Below are 20,986 nucleotides of genomic sequence, written 5' to 3' on the forward strand. Positions count from 1 at the left end.
CACCACTCCCGCCGACCACCCCGAACGCGCCGGAAGGCTGTCCAACCTCGGGGCAGCCCTGCTGGCCAGGTTCGAACGGACCGGCGCCCTTGAGGACCTGGACACCGCCATCACCGTAGGGCAGCAGGCGGTGGCCACCACCCCCGCCGACCACCCCGAACGCGCCGGAAGGCTGACCAACCTCGGCAACGCCCTGCAGACCCGGTCCGAGCGGACCGGCAGGCCGCAGGACCTGGATGCAGCAGCCTCTCGTTTGCTGGAGGCGTCGGAGGTGAGTGCGGCAGCTCCCTCGCTCCGCGTCCAGGCGGGGGAGAGGGCGGCTGGCCTGCTGGCGCAGTCCGGTGATGTGGCGCAGGCAGCGGAGGTAGCGGAGGCGGCAGTGCGGCTGCTGCCCCAAGTGGCCCCACGCCGTCTGGAGCGCAGGGACCAGCAGCATGCGGTCGGCAGTTTCGCCGGACTGGCCGGTACAGCCGCTGCTTTGGCGCTCGCCGCCCCCGGCGGAATCGCTACCAGCCGGGCGGAGCGGGCTTTGGGGTTGCTGGAGGCGGGCCGGGCGGTGCTGCTCAGTCAGGCACTGGAGACCCGCAGCGATCTGACCGATCTGCGGGCGCACCATCCAGGGCTGGCACGCCAGTTCGCCGAGCTGCGCGAGCGGCTCGATACGCCCATGAGCACCGTGGCCTCCGTCGAAGCAGGCAACGAAGCCGACGGCCTGAGGCTGCAGCAGGACCGCCTGGTGCGGGACCGGCACCGGCTGGCAGAGGAGTTCACCGCCCTCCTGACCGAGATCCGCAGCCTGGACGGATTTTCCTCCTTCGCCTTGCCACCCACCACGGACGAACTCCTTGCTCAGGGATCCCAGGGCCCGGTGGTGGTGTTCAACATCAGCGATCTCCGCAGCGACGCCCTGCTGCTCACCACCGAGGGCATCACCAGCCTGGAACTGGCCCACCTCACCCCCAACAAGGTGATCGACCAGATCAACACCTTCCGGCAGGCGCTGCATCTGGCGGTGTCCGGGACTGAATCGTCCGAGCGGGAGAAGGCTCAGGCCACGCTCGTAGAGGTCCTTCAGTGGCTGTGGGACACGGCCGCCGGCCCCGTGCTGAAAGAGCTCGAATATGACGGTGTGCCCGCGATAGAGGGCGGAAACTGCGAGAAGAGATGGCCGCGGGTGTGGTGGGCACCGGGCGGACTGCTGAGCTTGCTGCCACTACATGCGGCGGGCTACCACACTGACTCGGCTAACGATCCGCACCGGCGTACCGTGATGGACCGAATCGTCTCCTCCTACACCCCCAGCGTGCGCGCGCTGCGCTACACGCGCGAGCGCCCCCAACCCCCCGCAGCGGGGCGCAGCCTGCTCGTCGCCATGCCGACCACACCCGGGCTGCCCGACCAGGGCCGGTTGCGCTTCGTCGACGCCGAAGCCACGATGCTGCAGACCCGCCTGCCCGCCCCCGTGCTGCTGCGGGAGCCGGGACTCGATGACGGGCCTATGGACCCGGCTGCGCCCATGCCGACGAAGGCCGATGTTCTGCAACGCCTGCCGGAATGTGCGATCGCGCACTTTGCCTGCCACGGTGCCAGCGACCCCGCCGACCCCTCGAAGAGCCAGCTACTGCTCCACGACCACGCGGAAGATCCTCTGACCGTCGCCAGCCTCGCCCCCGTCGCGCTCGATCAGGCCAGACTGGCCTACCTGTCCGCCTGCCGCACCGCAGCCATCGATACAGCCGATCTGCTCGACGAGGCCATCCACCTCACCTCCGCCTTCCAGCTCGCCGGGTTCCCCCATGTGATCGGCACCCTGTGGGAGATCAACGACGATATCGCCTTCACCATCGCTGACCTGTTCTACGCCGCTCTACAGACCGACTCTGCGGGTTTGGACCCCGACCGGGCGCCCCACGCTCTTCACAAGGCCGTACGCGATGTCCGCGACGGCCACGGCCTGCCAGCCGCCTTCGACCGAAGGGGGGCTCCCCTGCTGTGGGCCGCCTACCTGCACGCCGGCGCGTGAACACCAACCCGCCGGTTCGGCGTTGAGTCACCTTCGGAAAACACGAACCCACGGCCTTCAGCCATGGCCCGGAGACAGTCGAGTACGGCCCGGCAGTCGCCCAGGTCTCTGTGGCCGCCGTTGAGCGGCTGTCAGGCGTAGTTGCCGAAGTAGTCGGTTGTACTGCCGCCTCCGGGCTTGCCGCGAAAACCCATTCGGTTCGAATGTCGAGTCGGAACCCTTCTTCCTGCTCTTTCGACATTTTGAACCCCCTCTGCACAATTGCGACTGCGGCCAGGTGGCCACGCTGTGATGCCTGTACTTCCATCCTCGGCGCGTAGCTGCGGTATGTCGCGTTTGAGGACCATGCCCGAGCCGTCCGCAGGTTCTGGGGGGCACACCCGCGCTCCGCACTCCGGTAGGAGAGGCCTGTGCCCAACTGCTGGGAGGCCCAGTGGATCTCTTGGCTGATGATCGGCCCGGAGCCTGCAGCGCGATGCTTAGTTCGGAAAAGCTGCTCGTGCTCGCTGTGCGTCCTCGCCAACCAGCGGGATCTCCTGCTCGCCGTTCGGCGCCGGCCGCGGCTGGCCGGGCTGTATGCCCTGGTCGAGCGGGTACGGGGCGTCCCCTTCAACCCCAACACCAGCATGGCCGAGCTGATCGAGCGTGCCCGCCGGCCCAAGGCCCCCGATCCCGGGGTGGTCATCAAGGACGAGGGACCCGAGTTCGACGCCCTGGAGAGTGCCGTCGAGGCCGCGCTGAAGAAGCCCGCCAAACGCGCCCGCTACGTCCCTCCCGTCACTTCCGCGGATGCCCTGACCGGCGGCTGCGACGGCTGCGCAGCCGCCCCGGCTGCAGGCCAGGAGGTGTGACGTGTACACCTCTGGCCACCTGTTCAGCGGCGGGTGGGGCGACGGCCGCGGCTTCATGAACGCCGGGTTCGCCCCGCGCTTCGGCGCCAACCACAATCCGGCCGCCGTCGCCACCGCCCGCGCGAACGTCCCGGGGATCTACGTGCGCGAGGCCCCGATCCAGACGATCGACATGCGCACCCTTCCTTCCGTGGACGTCCTGGCCGGCTCGCCGATCTGCCGGGAGGCGACCCCTGCGGGAGGCAACGCCAAGGCCCGCGTGCAGGAGGAGTTCGATGTCGGCGACGGCAAGACGGCCAAGCCGAGCCGGTGGGAGCAGACCCGGATGACGGCGTGGGAGCCCATCCGCTACGCCGACGTCCACGGGCCACTGGCCTACGTCGGCGAGAACGTGCCCGGCTTCTTCACCAACAATCCGAGGATGTTCGACGCCTGGTTGCGCGTGTGGGACGCCCTCGGGCCCCACGGCTACCACCCGACGATCGCGTGCGTGAACTCCGCGCACATCAGCGTGCAGACGCCGGAGGGCGTCCTCGGCCCGGTCCCCCAGTACCGCGACCGGCTCGTATGGGTGATGGTCCGCAAGGACCTCAACGCGGTTCCGGACCTGCGGCCCAGGCCGGAGGTGATCTGCCCATCGTGCGGCCCTGTCAAAGGCATCCAGCACTGGCCCGGCATCAAACGGGGCCGGCGCATCGGTGCGTACCTGCGCCGTATGCCCGCCTCAGGGCGGCCCTCCGCTGCGAAGCAGTCGTACTACTACGTGTGCCCGACCCCGCGTTGCCACCTACGTGTGGAACCGGTCATGCGCGGCATCGGCTCGGTCCTCGACCTGGGTGTGCGCGGCCACCGGTTCGGCGACGGCCGCCAGGACCGCAATGAGTTCGAGGCGTACTCCCCCGCGGCCCGGGCCCAGGTCGAGAAGGGACACAGGCTGTTCGGCGGAGAGCCGTTCATTGTCACCCGACGAAACCATGGGCGGCCGACCCCGCTCGACGAGCCGATCGGCACCGTCACCGCGCAGGGCGGCGCCCACCACTACCTCGCGCGGCCCGCTGCGAGCATGGACGTCGACGAATGTGAGTACCGGCCGCTGAAGAAGGTGGAGAACGCCCGTACTCAGGGCTTTCCGGGCCATCACGTCTTCGCTGGCGGGGAGAGCGGCCAAAAGCTCTTGGTCGGTGACGCGGTGCCCGTCACGGTGGCTACGTGGACGGCACAGAAGACCTTGAGGATCCTGCCGGCGTGACGGCAGGACGGCCCGGGTGAGTTCGCCTCGTACGTGGCGTGAGCAGTGGCGGTGCCCCAGGCGGAGGCCTGGGGCACCGTGCTGAGTCCATTCGATCGCCTGGGTTTCTGATCGGTCAGGCCAGCGGGGCGAGAAGCCCGTTGCCGGGCCAGAGGGGGGATCCTGCTTCCGCCCAGGCGAGGTGTTTGCCGATCTCGACGAGGACCTCGACCCGGTCGGCGGGCCCGTACGTCCGGTGGGCCCCGGACGTCGGGTCGATGATCCGGACCTCGCTGCTCGGACCGGCGCACATCAGGGCTCGGGCGATGTCCGGCAGGCCCAGGCTGAGGGCGTCGCAGTCGTTGTCGCGGATGAGCTGCAGCAGGTCGCGGGTCACGGCCTCCCAGTCGCCGACCTCGGGCCAGCGTGCACCGCCGTCGAGTTCGTGGGTGAGCGTGGACAGCGGCACGATCTCACCGGACCGGCGGCCGCGGACGAGGCGGTCGTGGATGCGGACGCCGTCGGGCTGCCGTACGGAGGGGTGGAGCAGGGAGGCTGCCGCGACCACGGTGGTGTTGATCTCCTGGGAGCCGACCGGGTGGTACGGCTCATGGGCGAAGAGGAGGTAGACGTCCAGAGAGCGGAGGACCGGGATGGACTCGGGCTGAGGCATGAACGGTGTTCCCTTCTGCTGGAGTGGGCTGGGTGCGTGACGGGGTGGCGGATCGGTTACCGGCCGCTCGACGCGCAGGTGCGGCTCCGCGGGCTGGGCGGGGCCGGCGTCCTGGTTCGTGTCGGCGGCGCTGTCCTCCGTGGCGGGCTTGAGGATCTGCGTGACCTGGTGGACGAGTTGGAGCATCAGGCGCTCGCGGGTGATGAGGTAGGCGGAGGCCGAGCGGGTGTCCCGGGTCTGGAGCAGATCGGCGGCGTCCCAGAGCAGGGTCTGGCCGATCTCGGCCGAGCGGCGCAGTTCGTAGCGGTCGCTGCCAGCGGCGGCCTGGACGAGAACGGTGTGCAGGGCGCCGAGTCGCTGCAGGTAGCGGCAGGCGGCGGCGTCCTCGACCAGGCGGACGTGTTCGCGGGCCCGGGTGTCGAGCCGGTCAGGGAGGTACTCGGCGGTCAGTGGGGCCAGGAGCATCGCCGGCAGGGCGACGGAAACCGGGAATCCGTGGCCGATGGCGATCAGGCCGATGATCAGGCTGATGACGGCGACGGCGGAGGACAACCGCGGCGATCCCGGGAGAGCGTCGACGGTGATGCGCCGGGCGGGGCGCCGGATCAGCCAGCGCAGAGCGAGGCGTTGGGCCCGGGTGGCGGACGGGGTGAGGACCGCGACCTGGTGGGGGATCGCGGGCGAGCTGCCGTCGGCGGGAACGGTCCAGGCGAGAGAGCCCCAGCCGGTGTGCTCGTGAACGAGCAGGGGCTCGCAGGCGGCCGAGCAGGTGTGGTCGCAGATGTGTCCGGTCCGCAGGGCGCGGGAGCATTCCTTCTCCCACCGCCCCAAGTCGCGGGCGAAGGGGCGTTCGTGGTGCGCGGTCGGCGGCGGCGTGTGGAGTGTGTCGGTCACGGGCTGCTTCCTTCCAGGTGGTGATCGGTCAGGGCGGAGGCACACGTGGTGCAGCGGCCGTCGCCGTGAGGGTGGGCGCGTCGTGGGGTGGGGCCGGGGCACGTGTGGCACAGCGGCCAGCCGAGGCAGGCCGGGCAGAGGTCCTCGCCGGGGGCGGTCCCGGGACGACCGCAGCCGGCGCACTCGACGAGGGCCCGGTAGGTCAGTGCTTCGCTCACCGACCGCGCGGCCGCGGCGTCGGGGGACCGCCGCGGCGCCGGGGTGTCCCAGTCGGGCCGGTCGTGGTGGCCGGCATCGATGGCCGGCGGCGGATATGCCTGGGCGGCGCGCAGGCGGGCGGCGACGATCGCGCCGGCCGTCGTCCGGATGGGGTGGGGCAGGGGCCGGTCGGCGATGACATGCCGCAAGTGGTCGGCGCTCCAGCCGGCCTCCAGCATCACGGTCACGACGCGGCCTTGATCGGTGAGCGTCTTCCCGGTCAGCAGCAGTTCGGGGCGGGTCGCCCCGAGGTCGAGGAGCAGCCGGATCCCCGGGTGCATTGCATCGGCTGCGGGCGCAGCCTGCGTGGCCGTCGCGTCCGGCTGGTACGGGCGTCCAGGTGTGCGTGCGGCGGCACGGAGGGAGGGGGCTGGTGTTCTCTCTCCTGGTCTTCTTTCTGTTGGTGTTCTTAGTGCCGGGCTGAGCCAACGTTGGCTCAGCCAATCCTGGAAAACCCGACTCTGGCTGTGACCTGGTGTTTTCCAGAGCGGGCAGGTCGGTGATGACGTACAGCGCCTGGCCGAGCGTGCCGTCGGGGTTGCGTTCGCGGCTGCGGTAGAGGAATCCGTGCTGCTCCAGCTGCTTGAGCCCGGTGGTGACCGCGGCGACGCCTTCGCGGCCTCGGCGCACGAGCTCGGCGACGGTGACCTGCCAGCCGTCCCGATGGGTGCTGACGTACCCGAAGATCCCCTTCGCCTTGAACGACAACCGGCCGTCCCGGAACAGCCCGTTCGCGATCTGCGTGAACCGGTCGGCCGCCATCACACCCCGGCGAACCCCCGCCCCGAAACGGCTCACCGCCGTGCCCTCGACGCGGGCGCGCCGTAGCCGGAGCAGGGCACCGGGACCGCCAGGCGGTCACCGGTCCCGGGTGTGGAGAGGTGCGTGCGTTTCATACCGACAGGTCACCCGCCGGCCCCGACCGGTCCGGCGGCCACGAACCCCGACCATCGGTCACGATCCGGCAACGGAGGTCTCCTACCTGCCGTGGTCGGGGTCGTGGTCGGGCCGACCACGCATCTCCAGCGCGGCTTCCCGGTGGGTGCACAATCCGGTTGCGCAGCCCCTGGCGGGCGTTGCGCACGGCGGCTGCGCAACCGGTCGAGGGTCCTGCGCAGTCGGAGTGCGTGCTCCGTTGCGCATCCGATGCTGCGCTTGATTGGTCCTCGCTGCGCAGGTCCGAGGAGGCTCTGCGCAGACGCCTCCGGGGGACACTTCGCAGCCGGCAGCCGGCTGCGCATCCGTGCGAGCTCGGTGGCCCGCGCGGTCCGTGGCCGCGTAACAGCCGTCGGCCGCAGCCCCTGTGGCGGAGACGACCGCCGGTTCGTTGCCTGCCCGTGGTCGGGCCTGTGGTCGGGCCGACCATGACCCCGACCATGGACTTCGTGTCCCCATCGTGACTGTGGTCGGGGTCTGGTGGTCGGTGGTCGGGTCGGGCCCGACGGGTTTTCTCAAGGTCAGCAACATCCGCCCTGACCTGGGAGTCTGACCATGTCCACTGGCCTGCAGGCCTCACACAGCGAGGCCGCTGCTCCGATGGCGGCCGGCGCCCGCCTGGAGGCGATGCGACGTCGAGTCCGCCTCTCGCGGGTGGCGGTCTGGACCGTCATCGCGGCCGGCCCGATCGCCCTGTGCGTCGCCGTCGCCTCCACCCCGACCACCGTCCAGGCCGCCGCAGCAGACAAGCCCACCGCGGTGCGCACCGCGACCGCCTCCAACCCGAGCGGCCCGGGCGGCTATGCGCAGCTGTTCCTGGGCGCCTGGCTGCGCAGCAGCGCGGGCGACGCGACGAGTGCGCAGGCGCGGCTTGCGCAGTCGATGGCGCCGGACGTCGACCTGCCCGAGACGGCCGCCGGTGCGCAGTCGGCGCCGCGGTCGGTGACGGCGGTGCGCAGTGCGCAGCGCGACGCCGCGGCGTGGTCGGTGACCGTGGCTGCGCAGTACGCCGACGGCTCGGTGCGCTACTTCGCCGTGCCGGTGGCCGCCGACCGGTCCGGTACCTCGTTCGCGGTGACCGGTGCGCCCGGTGTGGTGGCCGGCCCGGCCCGGGCCCAGGTGCCGGCGTCGCCGTACCGGGTGAGCGTCCCGGACGGTGATCTGTCCTCCGCGCTCGGTGAGTTCCTCGCCGCGTATCTGACCGGTGCCGGAGAGGTCGACCGCTACATCGCGCCCGGCGTGAACCTCACCGCCGTCTCCCCCGCCCCGTATACGGCGGTCTCGGTCGAGCAGGTCCTGGCCGTCGAGGAGACGGCTGGCGCCGAGAAGGTGCCGGCCGACGGCACGAAGGTGCGTGTCCTGGTCCGGGTGGAAGCCCAGGACGCCGGCGGCCGGTGGCCGCTGGCCTACGAGCTCACCCTCAAGGCCCGCTCCAGCCGGTGGGAAGTCGCCGCGTTCGAGTCCGGGACCGTCCAGGGCGGAGGTGCCCGGTGAACACGGTGCACTCCCTGATGCTCGCGGGGCAGCTCAACGACCTCGGCAACAGCTGGATCGACATGTTCAAGGAGTGGGCGACCAAGGGCCTGCAGGCCGGTCTCCTCGTGCTGGTGGTCGTGGTCATGGTCCAGAAGTTCTCGCTGAAGGCCGGCATCGGCGCCCTGTTGCTGATGATCATCGCGCTCGGGCTGTACAACTCCCGCGACAGCCTGGCGAACATGTTCGAGGACGAGGTGAAGAACCCGGTCAAGGGCGCACCGGCCGTTCCGGGCCTCGTCCGGTCCGAGCTTCCCGTTTCCCGTGATCACGCTCCGGGCGTCGGAGGCTGGCTGTGACCGCGGCCCCGGCGCGGGTGGGCCGCTACTACACCGCCGCGCGCCGCCACCCCTGGGTGCTGGGCAAGGTCGCCGACTGGAAGATCCCTCTCGGCCCCTACACCCCCGCACAGATCGCACTCGCCGTCGGCGGCGGCTTCCTCCTGATCAAGACGATCGGCTGGTGGACGTGGATGGGGCCCGTCCCCATCGTCGCGTGGCTGCTGGCGATCTGGGCGGTACGCCGGCCGAGGATCCGGGGCCGGGCCCCGCTGCAGGCCGCCCTCGGCTGGATGCTGCTCGGCTGGCAGCCGCGAGGAGGCCGGATCGGGGGGCGGGCCGCCCGCGACCGCGCGCCCCGCCCGCTGCTCGGCGGTTTCACCATCGAGGGAGCGCCGCCCGCGCCCGGCACGGCCGCGAAGGACCGGCCGTCTCGGCGGCCCGGCCGCCGGGCGCCGGCTGTTCCCGCCGTGTCCGCGGGGCCGGTGTCGGGTGTGCAGCAGCTGATCGCGCTCGCGCAGCACAGCGGGGGTGCACGGTGAGGGTTCCGATCCGGCACATCGCCGGGCATCTTGTGTGGTCGACGCACGGCAGCGTGTGGGCCGTCTACCGCTTGCACCCCGGACCGGACGCGCAGGGCCGGCGTGACGACACCGTCCAGGGCACCTACCTGCCCGCTGCCGTCCGCGACGAGCAGCTCGCCAAGGTCACGCATCTGGTGCGCTCGCTGTCGGGGGCGCCGCGCCTCTTCGGGCTGTGCGCGCAGGTCGACCCGGGTGAGATCGCCCTGCGCATGATCGAGGGCATCGAGCCGGCCGAGCAGGCACCGGGTGCGGGCCCGCACCCGTGGGTGGAGAACGTCGAGGCGACTCTGGGCCTGCTGGACGACCAGGAGATGCACCGCCGCACCCTGTGGCTGGCCGTGCCGCTGCAGACGGAAGGCCCCGGCTTGCAGGTGTCGGCGTCCGTGGGGGCGGCGTGGGCCGAGATCGCGCCGATGCTGGGCATCCGGCCCGTGCCGGTGGCCCGGCGGGAGGTGAACGCCTACCGCGAGCAGGCGTCCCGGGTGGAGGCCGCGCTCGCCGGCGGCCTCGCCTTCCGACCCGCCCGTCCGGCGGAGATCGTGTGGATGATCCAGCACGCTCTCCACCGCGGTCTCGTCGAGCCGCTGCTCGCCGAGGCCGAGAGCAGCGACCTGTACGGCGGACAGATCCGGGACGGGGTCCTGCGCTCCCCCAGCTACGCCGATCTCGGCCAGGTCCGGCTGCAGGAGGGCGGCATCGCCCCCGGACTCGGCGATGCCGACGAGCTCAAGAAGGCGGGCCGGATCACCCGGTCGGGCCGCGCGGCCTGGTGGCGGCTGAACACCGGCTCGCCGCTGGGGCGGCGCTGGCTGCAGGTGGAGTCCGACAACGGGGTGGGCTACCAGGCGCAGCTGGCGCTGGCCGAGTGCCCGCCCGCGGTCGGCCAAGATGCCGCGGATCTGTTCGCGCAGCTGGAGCTGCTCGACTTCCCCGTCGACTACACCGTCGACCTCACTCTGGTGCCCGCGGAGAAGGCCCGCGACCAGGTGCGGCGCAAGAAGAACGAGCTGGTCGACCAGGCCGACCAGTACGACGCCCGGCCCACCGGCATGCCCGCCTCGCTCACCGAGGCCGCCCGCGACCTCGGCGAGCTGGACGCCCGTCTGTCCCGAACCTCCGTCGAGGTCGAGGTCCAGTCGGTGACCGCCCTGACCGTGTGGGGACCGACCGCCGCCGTGTGCGATGCCCGGGCCCGCGCCCTGGCCGCGCTGCTCGGCGGCGCGGACTACCGGGCGGTGCGCCCGGCCGGCCTGCAAGAGGCCCTGTTCACCCTGGGACTGCCCGGCACCGTACGGCCCGGCGTGGTGCGGGAGTTCACCCAGCACCAGGTCAGCGAGGACTGGGCGCTGGGCGGCGCCTTCACCACCGCGGAGGTCGGCGACCCGAACGGGATGTTCCTCGGCATCGACCTGGACAGCGGCACGACCCGCCCCGTGATGATCAACGTGGCCGACGCGCCCAAGGTGGACGCCTCGGCCTCGATGGGGATCGTCGGGGATCTCGGCGCCGGCAAGAGCGTGCTGCAGAAGCTGATCGCCGAGGCGGTGTGGGCGCGCGGCGGCTGCGCGATCTGCATCGACCGCACCCCGGTCCGCGAGTGGGCGAGTTTCGCCCGCACCGCGGCCCGGGGCCGCGCCCAGATCATCGACGCTGCCCGAGCCGAGGTGTCCATCGACCCGTTGAGGATGTTCGACGGACCGGAAGGCCGCCACTACGCCCTGTCCTACCTCACTCTGCAGCTCGGCATCGGCCCGATGAGCACCAGCGGCGAGGTCCTGCACCACGCCGTCGAGCAGGCCGCCGCCGGCCCGCAGCCCTCCATGCACCGCGTCCTCGAAGTCCTCGAGGAGATGGCGACCAGTGAGGCGGGCAAGCGGCAGGACGCCGCGACCACCCTCGCCGGCCTCATCCGCGTCGTCGCCACCAACTCCCTGGCCCGCATGGTCTTCGACCCCACACTGCCGCCGGTGCGGCTGGACGCCTCCAGCACATCCGACATGATCGTGATCACCACGACCGGCCTGAAGCTGCCCCCGAAGGCCGCGTTCGACAAACCCGAGATCCTGCACCAGCAACCGCTGGAAGCGCTGATCGGCCGGGCGGTCCTCTACCTGATCGCGGCGCTCGCCCGGCAGACCGCCTTCGAGGACCCGGAACGGTTCACCGCGGTCGTGGCGGACGAGCTGTACTGGCTGACATCGTCGGCCGAGGGCACCGCCCTGGTCCACGAGATCCTCCACGACGGCCGCAAGCACGGCGCCGGCCTGCTCGCCGGATCCCACGACGCCGCAGAACTCGGCCCCGACCGCGGCCTGATGGCCTACCGCGCCCTCGCCCGCACCACGGACCGAGAACGCGCCCGCCGCGGCCTGGACTTCGTCGGCCTCGACCCCAACGACGAGGCGCTGCTCCGGCTCGTGACCACGGGGCTGTCCCCCGTCGGCCAGCGGGGCCGCGAGGGCGAGTTCCTGCTGACCTGCCCCCGGCAGAACACCGGCCGTATCAAGGTCTCCATCCCCCGTATCCCCCGCATCACGACCTCCGTCACCACCACGCCGGGACGCCGGAGCGCTCTCGGGCCCGCTGGGCCCGGCGCCGATGCCGGCGCGGTCGGGCACTCCCACCCGAAGGAGCACGTCGGATGACCACCGCGTCATGGGACCGCTCCCGGCACATCGCCACGGCGGCCTGCATCGTCGCCCTGATCGGCGTGGCCGTCGGCGCAGTCGTCCTAGGAGTGATCCTGCCGGATGCGTGGTGGCCGCACACCGGGCAGGCCTTCGCCGCCGGCACAGGCGCCACTCACCATGACCCCTGCGCCCTGATCGCCGGCCCGGCCAAGACCTACTGCGAGCGCGGCACCACAACCACCGAGGCCGCGACGGACCGCCATGCCGTGTCCAGCGTGGCATGGCGACTGGTGCCGGCCTGTGCGGGCGTGGCCGCCCTGATGGTGTGGCGGCTACGGCCCGCCGTCAGGCAAAGGCGGCGCTGACGTGTTCCGCCCAGACCGTACGGCCCTGCGCTCGGCCGGCCTCGTCGTCCTGCTCACCGGCGTGTTCCTCATCGTCAACACCCAGGTCGTGTACGCGGCCAGCAGCACGAGCGAGACCGGGGACCTGCTCGCCCCGCTGAACATCACCTCCTCCGAGGGGGTGCCGATCAACGGGTACGACCTCGGCTCCTCAGGCGGCTCGATCATCAACTTCAAGGGGCAGGCCCTGGCGTTTGCCCTGTCCGGGCTGTTCACGCTGATCAGGCTGCTGGTCGGGCTGGCCGGGTGGGCGATCGAGGTCGCGCTCCGGTTCCCGCTGCTGAAGATCCTCAGCCACCCTGCGGAGCGGATCGCCGACACCTACGACAGCGTGGTCGTCGACACCCTCGGGCTCAAGGGCCTCCTGCTCGCCTGGGCGTTCGTGTTCGCCGGGTTCATGATCGTGCGGGGGCGGGTCGGTCGCGGTCTGGGGGAAATCTTCCTCACCCTCCTCATCGGGGCGATCGCCGCCTCCGCTCTCATCCGCCCGGACACCCTGCTCGGCCAGGACGGGCCGCTGGGCCAGGCCCAGCAGGTGGCCGCCGAAGTCGCCCAGCAGAGCGTCGCCTCCTACGACTGGGGCGGCAAGATCGCCACCACCGACCCGTGCGCGGGCATGGCGGGCAACGCCGAACTCAAATGCCTGCAGCGGGAAGACGACGCCCCCGTCTCCGCCGAGGACGTGGCCCGGCCCCTGCAGGACTCCATCACCAACGCCTTGATCGTCAAACCGTTCATGCTGCTGGAGTACGGGCGCATCCTCGATCCCTCCAAGAAATCCGATCTCAAGGCCTACGCCGTCCACCTCAAGTGGGTCGCCGGCGGATACAAGACCTCCGGCAGCGGCAGTGACGGCAGCACAGCGGACTGCGACTCGCTCGCCAAGCCCCAGCAGAAATACTGCGAGGAGCAGAACAAGAAGACGGATGCGTGCTCGCTGATCCACGGCCCCGCGAGGCAGTACTGCGAGGAGGGGAGCGAGGAGAACATCGACCACTGCGCGGGGATCGACGGCCCGGGCAAGCAGCTGTGTGAATCCTCCGGCGACTCCGGGGGGCTGCCGGGGCTGACCTCCGGGAGTGATCTGCTCAGCGCGTCGACCGCGATCACCAGCGAGGACGATCAGGAGTTCGCCGCCTTTCTCGCCGACATGAAGAATGCCGGGGATGTCGGCAAGGCGTGTGCCGCCTACGCCGAGGAACCCACCTGGTGGCGGGTAGGCGGCGCGCTGCTGTTGCTGATCGCCGCACTGTTCATCTGCGGGATGCTGCTGTCCAGCGCGATCGTGCTGCTGGGCACCCAGGGCGTATGCGTGGGCGCGGCGGCCGTCGGCGGCGTCACGTTCGTGGCCGGCATGCTGCCCGGCCCGGCCCGGCAGTCGGTGTGGAAGTGGCTGTCCCTGTGGGGCATCGCCATCATGGCCGTCGTCGCGATCAGTGCGTTCATCCCGTTCTTCGGGATCGCCATCGACGCGACCGTGACCAACGGACCCGACCTGATGGTGGAACGGATCCTGCTCATCGACGTACTGGCCATCGCCGGAGCGGCCGGACACCGCAGGCTACTGACCACCATCACGTCCTTCGGGCAGCGCATGGCCATGCGGATGCGCTACGCCAAGGTGGGCGGCACCCATATGCCTGGCGACACCTCCGAGCTGGGCGCCGCGCTCGCCATGAACTCCCCGGCCGCGCTGGGCGGATACGGCGGCGGGCTGCGCCTGTTCGCCGGCGGCGGCCGGTTCGGAAGGCTCGGCACCCGCCAGCGGCTGATGGGGGCGCTAGCCTCCCTGGTCGACGGCGCGGGCATGCCGGTGGACACCGGCGGGATCCTCGCCGACGCCACAGCGGAGGCCGGACGTGGTCTGGCTCCCCTGACGGCGGCCGCGGCGATCGGTGGGCTGGGGGCTCGCCTGGGACTGCGGGGCGCGTACGGGCTGCTGATCGGCAGCCGCCCGAACCAGGAGCAGCTCGCGAGGTGGGTTAAGCCCACAGCGGACGGTGACGGACAACCCGGTGGTCCGAACGATGGCGGCGGCCCCAACAGTGGCCGCGGCGGCGGTGGTCCGCTCCGGCCTGGCGGTCCGCCCGACCGTTACCGCAACGAGGACGGGCAGATCGCCAACCGTCGTACGGGCGAGGTGCTTCATGATCAGAACACCGACCGCACGCTGCTGACGACGCGCGCCCACAACGGGCTTGTGCGTTATCGCGGGTACCGCATTCTCAATCGGAGCGGCCGGGCGGCGTACGGGGCCAGCTATGGTCTGCCGGGCACGGTCCGTCAGGTGCGGGAGGGCCGGTCGCGGTTCACCCAGGACGCCCGCCAGCAGCTTCAAATCTGGGGCAACACCGTCCGCGAGGACGGCCGGGCGTGGGGCGACGCCGGCCGGCATGTCGGCCGGACGATGCGGGACCACGCGGACGACCGCGGGGGTGTCATCCCGTTCACCCGCCGCTTGTCCACTCCCGTCGTTCCTCCCGCCCCGCCTTCCCCGGCAGCCGGCCGGTCTTCCCAACCCACGCGCCGCTCCGGCCCCCTCCCGGCGCCTTCTGTCTCTCCCCGCTCGGCGCCGGTTCCGCCTCACATGCCCGCGGCAGGCGCGGGCAGCGGGCCGACCGCCCCGCCGGTGTCGCCGACGCGGCTTCAGGGCGGAGCGCCGCGGCGTCGCCCTGTACCCGGCGGGCCGGGGGCGGTCCTTCCCGGTGGCGGAAACGTGAGCGGCAGCACGCGTGAGGAGGCGAGGAGGCGGTTCCAGGAGTTGCTGCGCCGGACCGCGGCCGACGCCGAGCTTCTGCGCCAAGAGCAGGAGCAGCCGCCGGAGGACGGTGAGAGCGAGTGAGGAGGAGCCGACGCCGTCTGGCGCGCTGGGGCTGTGTGGTGGTGCTGCTGTTGTTCGCAGCTGTGTGCTGCGCCGCTCCGGTGGGGAACGCGATCAGCGCGTACATGGCGCTGAAGTCGGACGAGGACGACGGCGGGATCGCCCAGGGCGGCAGTGCCGCAGACATCCCTTCGCGGATGCTCACCGCCTACAAGAAGGCGGTCCAGCAGGTCGGAACGTATGTGCCGAAGTGCCGGGGCATGCGCTGGCCGATCCTCGCGGGGATCGCCAAGGTCGAGTCCAACCACGCCATCGGCCACAGCATCGCCGCCAACGGCGATATCCGCCCGAAGATCTACGGAGTGCTCCTCAACGGCTCGGGGCAGGGCGGCAACACCACCCCGGTCGCGGACACCGACCACGGACGCTGGGACGGCACGGCGACCGGAGAGCGAGCGGTCGGCCCGTTCCAGTTCCTGCCCTCCACCTGGGCATCGGTCGGTGAGGACGCCAACGGCGACAAGGTCGCCGACCCGCACAACGCCGACGACGCCGCGCTCGGCGCCGCCGTCTACCTGTGCGGGACGGGCCGCGACCTCACCCAGCGCGCCCAGCTCAGCGCCGCGATCCTGCAGTACAACCACTCCAGCGAGTACGTCGCGACGGTCCTGGGCTGGATCGATCAGTACACCGCGGCCGCCGAGGACCCGAACCTGACAAACGTCACCGGGAAGGTACGCACCGTCATCGAGGCGGCGCTCTCCCAGCGCGGTGTCCCCTACTCGTGGGGCGGCGGCAACGCGAAGGGCCCCTCGTACGGGATCTGCTGCTCCCCCAGCGACAAGAGCGGCACCACCATCAAGGGCTTCGACTGCTCGGGGCTGACCCTGTACGCCTACGCCAAAGCCGGCGTCCAGCTGCCGCGGACCGCGGCCGCGCAGGCCGGCGTTGGGCAGCGGATCCCCTCCAGTCTCGGCACCGGCGTCCTCAAGGCGGGTGACCTCGTCTTTTTCGCCTACGCCCCCGGGCGCGACTCCACGATCTACCACGTCGGGATCTTCGCGGGGAACGGTCGGATGATCAACGCCGCCCGCCCGGGCACCGTCGTACGGCTGGACTCGATCAACACCATGTCCGGCTACGCGGGGGGAGCGCGGCTGCTGTGACCACTCCCCCGCGCTCACCGCGTCTGCTCGTACTGAGCACCCTCGTGCTCGCCGTCGCCGGGGCTGCTCTGCTCAGCGTGCCGCATGGTCAGGGGTCACCGGCCCCGGTCATGTCGTCGACCGCACCGTCGGCGACGCGGTCGTCGCCGGCATCCGCACCGCCTGCCGCTGTGCGGCCGGCCGTCCGCACGGCCCCCTCCGTTACAGCCAGCTCGTCCCGCCTGTCGGTGGCGGAGTCCGCTCTGCCACCACACGGCGAAGGTGTGGCCGGCGACCAGGGCGTCCAGCACTCGCTGGAGAAGGCCTGGCCTGCCGACCTTCCCGCCGGCGACGAGCGTGACCTGCTCACCGCCGGGCGCGCGCTGCTGCGTGCGGACGCCACCGGAATCGGCCGTGCCCAGTGGCCCGGCCTCTTCCCGGATGGAGGAGAGGCGGTCGCTCCGGCGTTCTCCACCACCCGGTTTCGCGTCCAGGCTGCCATCGCCCGCCGTGACGGCAGCCCCGACAAGGCGGTGGTCCATCTGGTGTGGGCCGGCATCGACCGAGGCGGCACCTTCACCGATCTCCGCGTCACCGACTGGCACTTCACACGATCGATTTCGAAGAAGGGAGCATCCGCGTGGACTCCGCAGCCCCCTACCTGAGCGAGCACGCCCATCAGACGGCTGCCGGTCAGATCCTCGGCCTGGTCACCAATCTGGTAAGCGCCACCGATTGGCTCTACGACCACTGGTACCTGCTGGCCCTGGTGATCGCCGTGTGCTGGGGCACGGCCGAGGGTGTCGTGCGCCGGCTCGCAGCCAAGGCGTCGGCCGAGCGGATGGCGTTGGAACTCGTTGCCACCCGCCACTTCGATCCCGGCCTGGAGCACATCTTCCGGCGTGGGGTCCAGCTCGCGCGCGCGTCCACGGCCATGCCGTGGTGGGTGCCCCGCCGGGCGAAGGCCGTGCAGATCCGGCTGCGCGCGGACGGCAGTGCACCGCTGCGCTACCGGGTCGAAGGCCCGGCAGGAGGTGAACGTCTGCTGTCGATAACGCCGTTCGGGCCGGACGTCACGGTCAACCGGGCCCGTCCGATCGTCGACGAGCCGCGCAAGCACACCGTGCGCGCCGAGTTCATCCTGCGCGGCAAGCTGATCGCTCCACTGCGGGAGGTTCCGCTGTCTCCCGACCCGCTCCAGCCACTCATCGACGCCGTGGCGGACCTGCGCGCCGAGCTCGGCGACCTCGCCGAGATCCGGCTCGACATCCAGCGTGCCCCGAAGTGGACCCTGCGGGCGCGCCGTCTGCAGATCATGGGGGCCGCCCGCCGGTCCGAGCGCCGGGAGGCCCAGCGGGCCGCGCGCTGGCTACGCCAAGACGCCTCCGGCATCGAGGACTCGTTGGGCTGGCAGGTGCAGCAGCTGCTCACGGACAAGCCGTCTGCCGCCGCCGGGCGTCGCCTGGTGATGCCGCCGGTGCCGCGCCGGGTGGATCCAGCCGAGGCGCTGGGCAAGCTGGCCGAGGACGACCACCTCGTACGAGTCCAGCTGCTGGTGATGTGCGCGTCGAACACCGAGGGCCGTGCCGAGGCGCGGCTCGCCCAACTCCAGGCCGCCTTCGACGTGTTCGGCGGGCGCTCCCGGTGGGCCATGCGCGGCTGGCGGCTGGGACCGTGGCGGCTCGGCGCCGACCACTGGCCCACCCGGAGCGGGTTCGAACGGCGCTGGGAGCTGGGGCACTGCCAGCCGCCCCGCGCGAACTGGGTGCGGCTGGATGAGCTGACGGGCCTGCTCAAGCCGCCCACGACACACTGCCGGCTGCCGGTCCTCGCCGGTGACCTGCCGACCTTCGTCTTCGGCGATCCCGAGTTGCTGCTGCAGGGCATCTACCGGGGCCCGGACGGCCGGGAGCGACTGGTCGCCACCTTCACCGACGAGACCCTGTTCGAAGTCGGAGTCGGCAAGGCCGGCGGCGGAAAGACGGAGCGAGCCCTCGCGCAGGCGATCGGCTGGGCGCACGCGGGCGGCGGGCTGATGGTCGTCGACCCGCACCGCGACTCGTGGCCGCGGGCCCTGCCGTTCCTCGCCCACGACACCCTGATGCAGCGGATCGCGCTGGTCGACCTCAACGCTCTGGGTGCCAACCCGCGGGTGAGTTCGTGGAATCCGCTCGGGATGCACCACGAGCAGGCGGCCCATGAGGTCGTCGAGGCGGTTGCCGACGCCTACGGTTCCGCACTCGCCTGGGACGACGCGACCGCCCCCCGGGCACTGACCATCCTCACCGCCGCGCTGACCGTGCTGGTCACGGTGAACGAGGAGGCCTGCCGAGCCGGGCGGCCCGAGGACCAGAGCACGATCTTCCATGTGCGGGCTCTGCTCACCGACGAGGGCTTCCGCAAGTCCGCGCTGGCTGCGGTGGCGGACCGGCTGGACGAGGAGACCCGTGCGTGGTGGAAGGCGGTGTTTCCGGTCCTGCCGCCTGACGCGTTCGCCGTGGTCCTCAACCCGATCGCGCGGCTGGCGGCCAACCCGGTCACCCGTGCCTTCCTCGGCCAGCCGGCCGGGGTCTACAACATCCGCGCCGCGATGGACTCCCGGATGATCGTGTGGGTGTGCCCGGGCCGCAACGGGCCCACCGATCGCCTGCTGACCGCGCTGCTCGCCCGGGACCTGCTGCGGGCCGCGCGCTCCCGGCGCGACACCCCGGAGGACAAGCGGGTGCCGTTCCGGCCGTACCTCGACGAGCTGATCACGTTGACGGGCGCGGCCCCGGAGACGATCGCGTCGATGTTCGAGGATCTGCGCAAGTACAAGGTCCACATCCACGGCATGACCCAGCTGCTGCCCCGGCTCCCCGGCGCGGTGCGGCTGTCGCTGGTGCAGAACGCCTCCACGTTGGCCACCACCGCCGGTTCGAAGTCGGCGATCGCGCCGATCACTGCCGAGTGGGGTGACGATCCCAGTCCTGACCGGGTCGCCACCCTGGACCGGTTCGAGCACTACGTCTCCATGAGCGTGCACGGCCGCCGCATCGGGCCCATTCAGCTGCGCGGACCGCACCTCGACGACGTCTTCGCGGCCCAGGCCCGCCCGAAGCAGGTCGCCGCGCTGGAGCGGGCCGCGCAGGCGAACGCCCGGGCCCTCCCCCTGGACCAGCTCACCGGCCGGGCCGGCGAACAGCTCGGCCGCGTCATCGCCTTCCTCACCGACCGCACCCCTGACAGCGCGGCTGTTCACCTGTCGAAGGAGAACGAATGGAACTGACCACCGCCCAGCCCAAGGACCGTGCGATGCCGGGCTTCACGCCCAGCACCGTCGAACCGCTCAAGCACCAGCTCATGGCCACGCTCGCCCAGCACCGCATGGCCTCCACCAGCCAGTTGCACGTGCTGCTGCGGCCCGACCGTTCCCGCCAGTCGGTCTCCGAGCAGCTGAACGATCTGCTCGGCGACCGCCTCGTCGACTTCGTGGTGCTGCCGCAGTCGCACCGCACCCGGGTCTGGTACCTCACGCCGAAGGGCGCCCGCCTCACGAGGGACTGGCCGGCGCTGCGGGGCCGACCGCCGTACCCGATCGCCTCGGCGACGGCGGCCTCCCTCAAGACCCCGCACACCTTGACCGTCCTGCGTACGCATCTGGGTTTCGTCGCCGATGCCCGCCGCCGCGGCGACGAGCACGGTCACCTGGACTGGACCCCCGAGGTGTTCCACTCGATCGGAGACGGAGAACGGGTCGTCGCCGACGCGGTCATGCACTACACCCTCATCGAGGGCCAGCAGCGTCGGAAACTGCGGGCGTTCGTCGAGGTCGACCGCTCCACCATGAGCAGCGAGCGCCTGGCGGCGAAGCTGATCGAGTACGCGCGGCTGTGGACGTACGAACCGCAGCCCGTCGGCCGCCGCCGGCAGGCGGGCAACCCCGGCTGGCTTCGCTGGTACCCGGTGTTCCCCCGGGTCCTGGTCGTGCTGACCGGTGCTTCGCGCCGGACGATGGACAACCGGATCAGCGACCTCAAGGCCATGGTCGCCCATCACCCGATCGTGGCGGATCTGGCCCGTGAGGTGCCGCTGGGAGCAGCCGTCCTGGAGGACCTGGACGAGTACGGCCCCACTTCTGACATCTGGGTTCCGCTGGCCGGCGGCACACCCCGGTCATGGACCGAGCTGTGACTCCCCGTTCATCAGGTCCGGATGTCACAGCCTCGCAATCGCGGACTCACACCACTTGAAATTTGCCCTCGCGAACACATAGTTTACGTGTGCGCACTGGAGGCATCCCTTTGCAACCACGGTACTTGACCACGGTGTTGGGACACATCACATGCCTTATGACGCCAGGCGATATTCGCATACACGAAGCACGATCCGGCACCGGTTGGCCAGTCCGGACCGAGGACGTCTCGCACATCGGAGCGGCGTGCGTACTCCGCGGTTGCGGCGACTTCACCTTCACCGACCTGGGTACGGTACGAGCCCGCTTCCCCGACCGGCACGTCACCCTCGACGGTGACGTGATCACCGTGTGGCCGCCGTCCCGACATCGGCACGGACGGCAACTTCACCGCCTCTCAACCTGCTTGCTGGCCCGCAAGACTCCTGCGGCGGCAGCAGTCCACTCAGGCCGACGGCCAGAAGAACCACCGCATGGCGATCTCGTTCTCACCACAGAGCGGAATCACAGGGTCCGTTCGGCCTGGCGAACACATTCAGTGAAGGGCGGGCGCG

15 protein-coding genes are annotated in these 20,986 nt (G+C 71.2%); 13 read left to right on the top strand and 2 right to left on the bottom strand.

All coding sequences use genetic code 11. The features are described 5' to 3' along the window. The 3 genes from ACFWPQ_RS40915 to ACFWPQ_RS40925 all read left to right on the top strand — a co-directional run. A partial coding sequence (locus ACFWPQ_RS40915) for a CHAT domain-containing protein (RefSeq protein ID WP_384046853.1) occupies positions 1-2,023 on the top strand: 2,023 nt, incomplete at its 5' end. Between the two features lie 410 nt (positions 2,024-2,433). Beyond that, positions 2,434-2,874, top strand: a complete 441-nt coding sequence (locus ACFWPQ_RS40920) for a hypothetical protein (protein WP_384046855.1) — start codon at positions 2,434-2,436, stop codon at positions 2,872-2,874. A gap of 1 nt (position 2,875) precedes the next feature. Further along, on the top strand, positions 2,876-4,123 hold the full coding sequence (locus ACFWPQ_RS40925) for a DNA cytosine methyltransferase (RefSeq protein WP_384046858.1): 1,248 nt from the start codon (positions 2,876-2,878) through the stop codon (positions 4,121-4,123). Between the two features lie 115 nt (positions 4,124-4,238). Here the strand turns inward: ACFWPQ_RS40925 and ACFWPQ_RS40930 are convergent, their stop codons facing one another. Together ACFWPQ_RS40930 and ACFWPQ_RS40935 are read right to left on the bottom strand one after the other, a co-directional pair. Beyond that, on the bottom strand, positions 4,239-5,669 hold the full coding sequence (locus tag ACFWPQ_RS40930; protein WP_384046861.1) for a hypothetical protein: 1,431 nt from the start codon (positions 5,667-5,669) through the stop codon (positions 4,239-4,241). Continuing rightward, a complete protein-coding gene (locus tag ACFWPQ_RS40935; protein ID WP_384046864.1) occupies positions 5,666-6,208 on the bottom strand; it encodes a hypothetical protein in 543 nt (180 codons plus the stop codon). Before ACFWPQ_RS40935 ends, ACFWPQ_RS40930 begins: the two co-directional genes overlap by 4 nt. 1,210 nt (positions 6,209-7,418) lie before the next feature. Here ACFWPQ_RS40935 and ACFWPQ_RS40940 point away from each other — a divergent pair. The 10 genes from ACFWPQ_RS40940 (at position 7,419) to ACFWPQ_RS40985 (ending at position 20,431) form a co-directional block, all read left to right on the top strand. Then, positions 7,419-8,357: a conjugal transfer protein gene (locus ACFWPQ_RS40940; protein WP_384046867.1), complete on the top strand. Its 939-nt coding sequence runs from the start codon at positions 7,419-7,421 to the stop codon at positions 8,355-8,357. Next, positions 8,354-8,695, top strand: a complete 342-nt coding sequence (locus ACFWPQ_RS40945; protein ID WP_384046870.1) for a hypothetical protein — start codon at positions 8,354-8,356, stop codon at positions 8,693-8,695. The genes ACFWPQ_RS40940 and ACFWPQ_RS40945 overlap by 4 nt, the downstream gene beginning before the upstream one ends. After that, a complete protein-coding gene (locus ACFWPQ_RS40950; RefSeq protein ID WP_384046873.1) occupies positions 8,692-9,216 on the top strand; it encodes a hypothetical protein in 525 nt (174 codons plus the stop codon). Before ACFWPQ_RS40945 ends, ACFWPQ_RS40950 begins: the two co-directional genes overlap by 4 nt. Then, entirely contained in the window at positions 9,213-11,903 is a 2,691-nt protein-coding gene (locus ACFWPQ_RS40955; RefSeq protein ID WP_384046876.1) for an ATP-binding protein, read from the top strand. The genes ACFWPQ_RS40950 and ACFWPQ_RS40955 overlap by 4 nt, the downstream gene beginning before the upstream one ends. Next, on the top strand, positions 11,900-12,253 hold the full coding sequence (locus ACFWPQ_RS40960; RefSeq protein ID WP_384046879.1) for a hypothetical protein: 354 nt from the start codon (positions 11,900-11,902) through the stop codon (positions 12,251-12,253). Before ACFWPQ_RS40955 ends, ACFWPQ_RS40960 begins: the two co-directional genes overlap by 4 nt. Position 12,254: 1 nt before the next feature. Further along, complete coding sequence (locus tag ACFWPQ_RS40965) at positions 12,255-15,134, top strand: hypothetical protein (protein WP_384046882.1); 2,880 nt, start codon at positions 12,255-12,257, stop codon at positions 15,132-15,134. Beyond that, complete coding sequence (locus ACFWPQ_RS40970; protein ID WP_384046885.1) at positions 15,131-16,279, top strand: NlpC/P60 family protein; 1,149 nt, start codon at positions 15,131-15,133, stop codon at positions 16,277-16,279. Before ACFWPQ_RS40965 ends, ACFWPQ_RS40970 begins: the two co-directional genes overlap by 4 nt. Positions 16,280-16,542: 263 nt before the next feature. Then, a complete protein-coding gene (locus tag ACFWPQ_RS40975) occupies positions 16,543-16,923 on the top strand; it encodes a hypothetical protein (protein WP_384046888.1) in 381 nt (126 codons plus the stop codon). Then, positions 16,899-19,526, top strand: a complete 2,628-nt coding sequence (locus ACFWPQ_RS40980) for an ATP/GTP-binding protein (RefSeq protein ID WP_384046891.1) — start codon at positions 16,899-16,901, stop codon at positions 19,524-19,526. The genes ACFWPQ_RS40975 and ACFWPQ_RS40980 overlap by 25 nt, the downstream gene beginning before the upstream one ends. Next, the gene (locus ACFWPQ_RS40985; protein WP_384046894.1) at positions 19,517-20,431 is read left to right on the top strand and encodes a replication-relaxation family protein; all 915 of its coding nucleotides are present in this window, start codon (positions 19,517-19,519) and stop codon (positions 20,429-20,431) included. The genes ACFWPQ_RS40980 and ACFWPQ_RS40985 overlap by 10 nt, the downstream gene beginning before the upstream one ends. The last annotated feature ends 555 nt before the right edge of the window (positions 20,432-20,986 follow it).

The organism is Streptomyces sp. NPDC058464 (assembly GCF_042721035.1).
Lineage (GTDB): Bacteria > Actinomycetota > Actinomycetes > Streptomycetales > Streptomycetaceae > Streptomyces.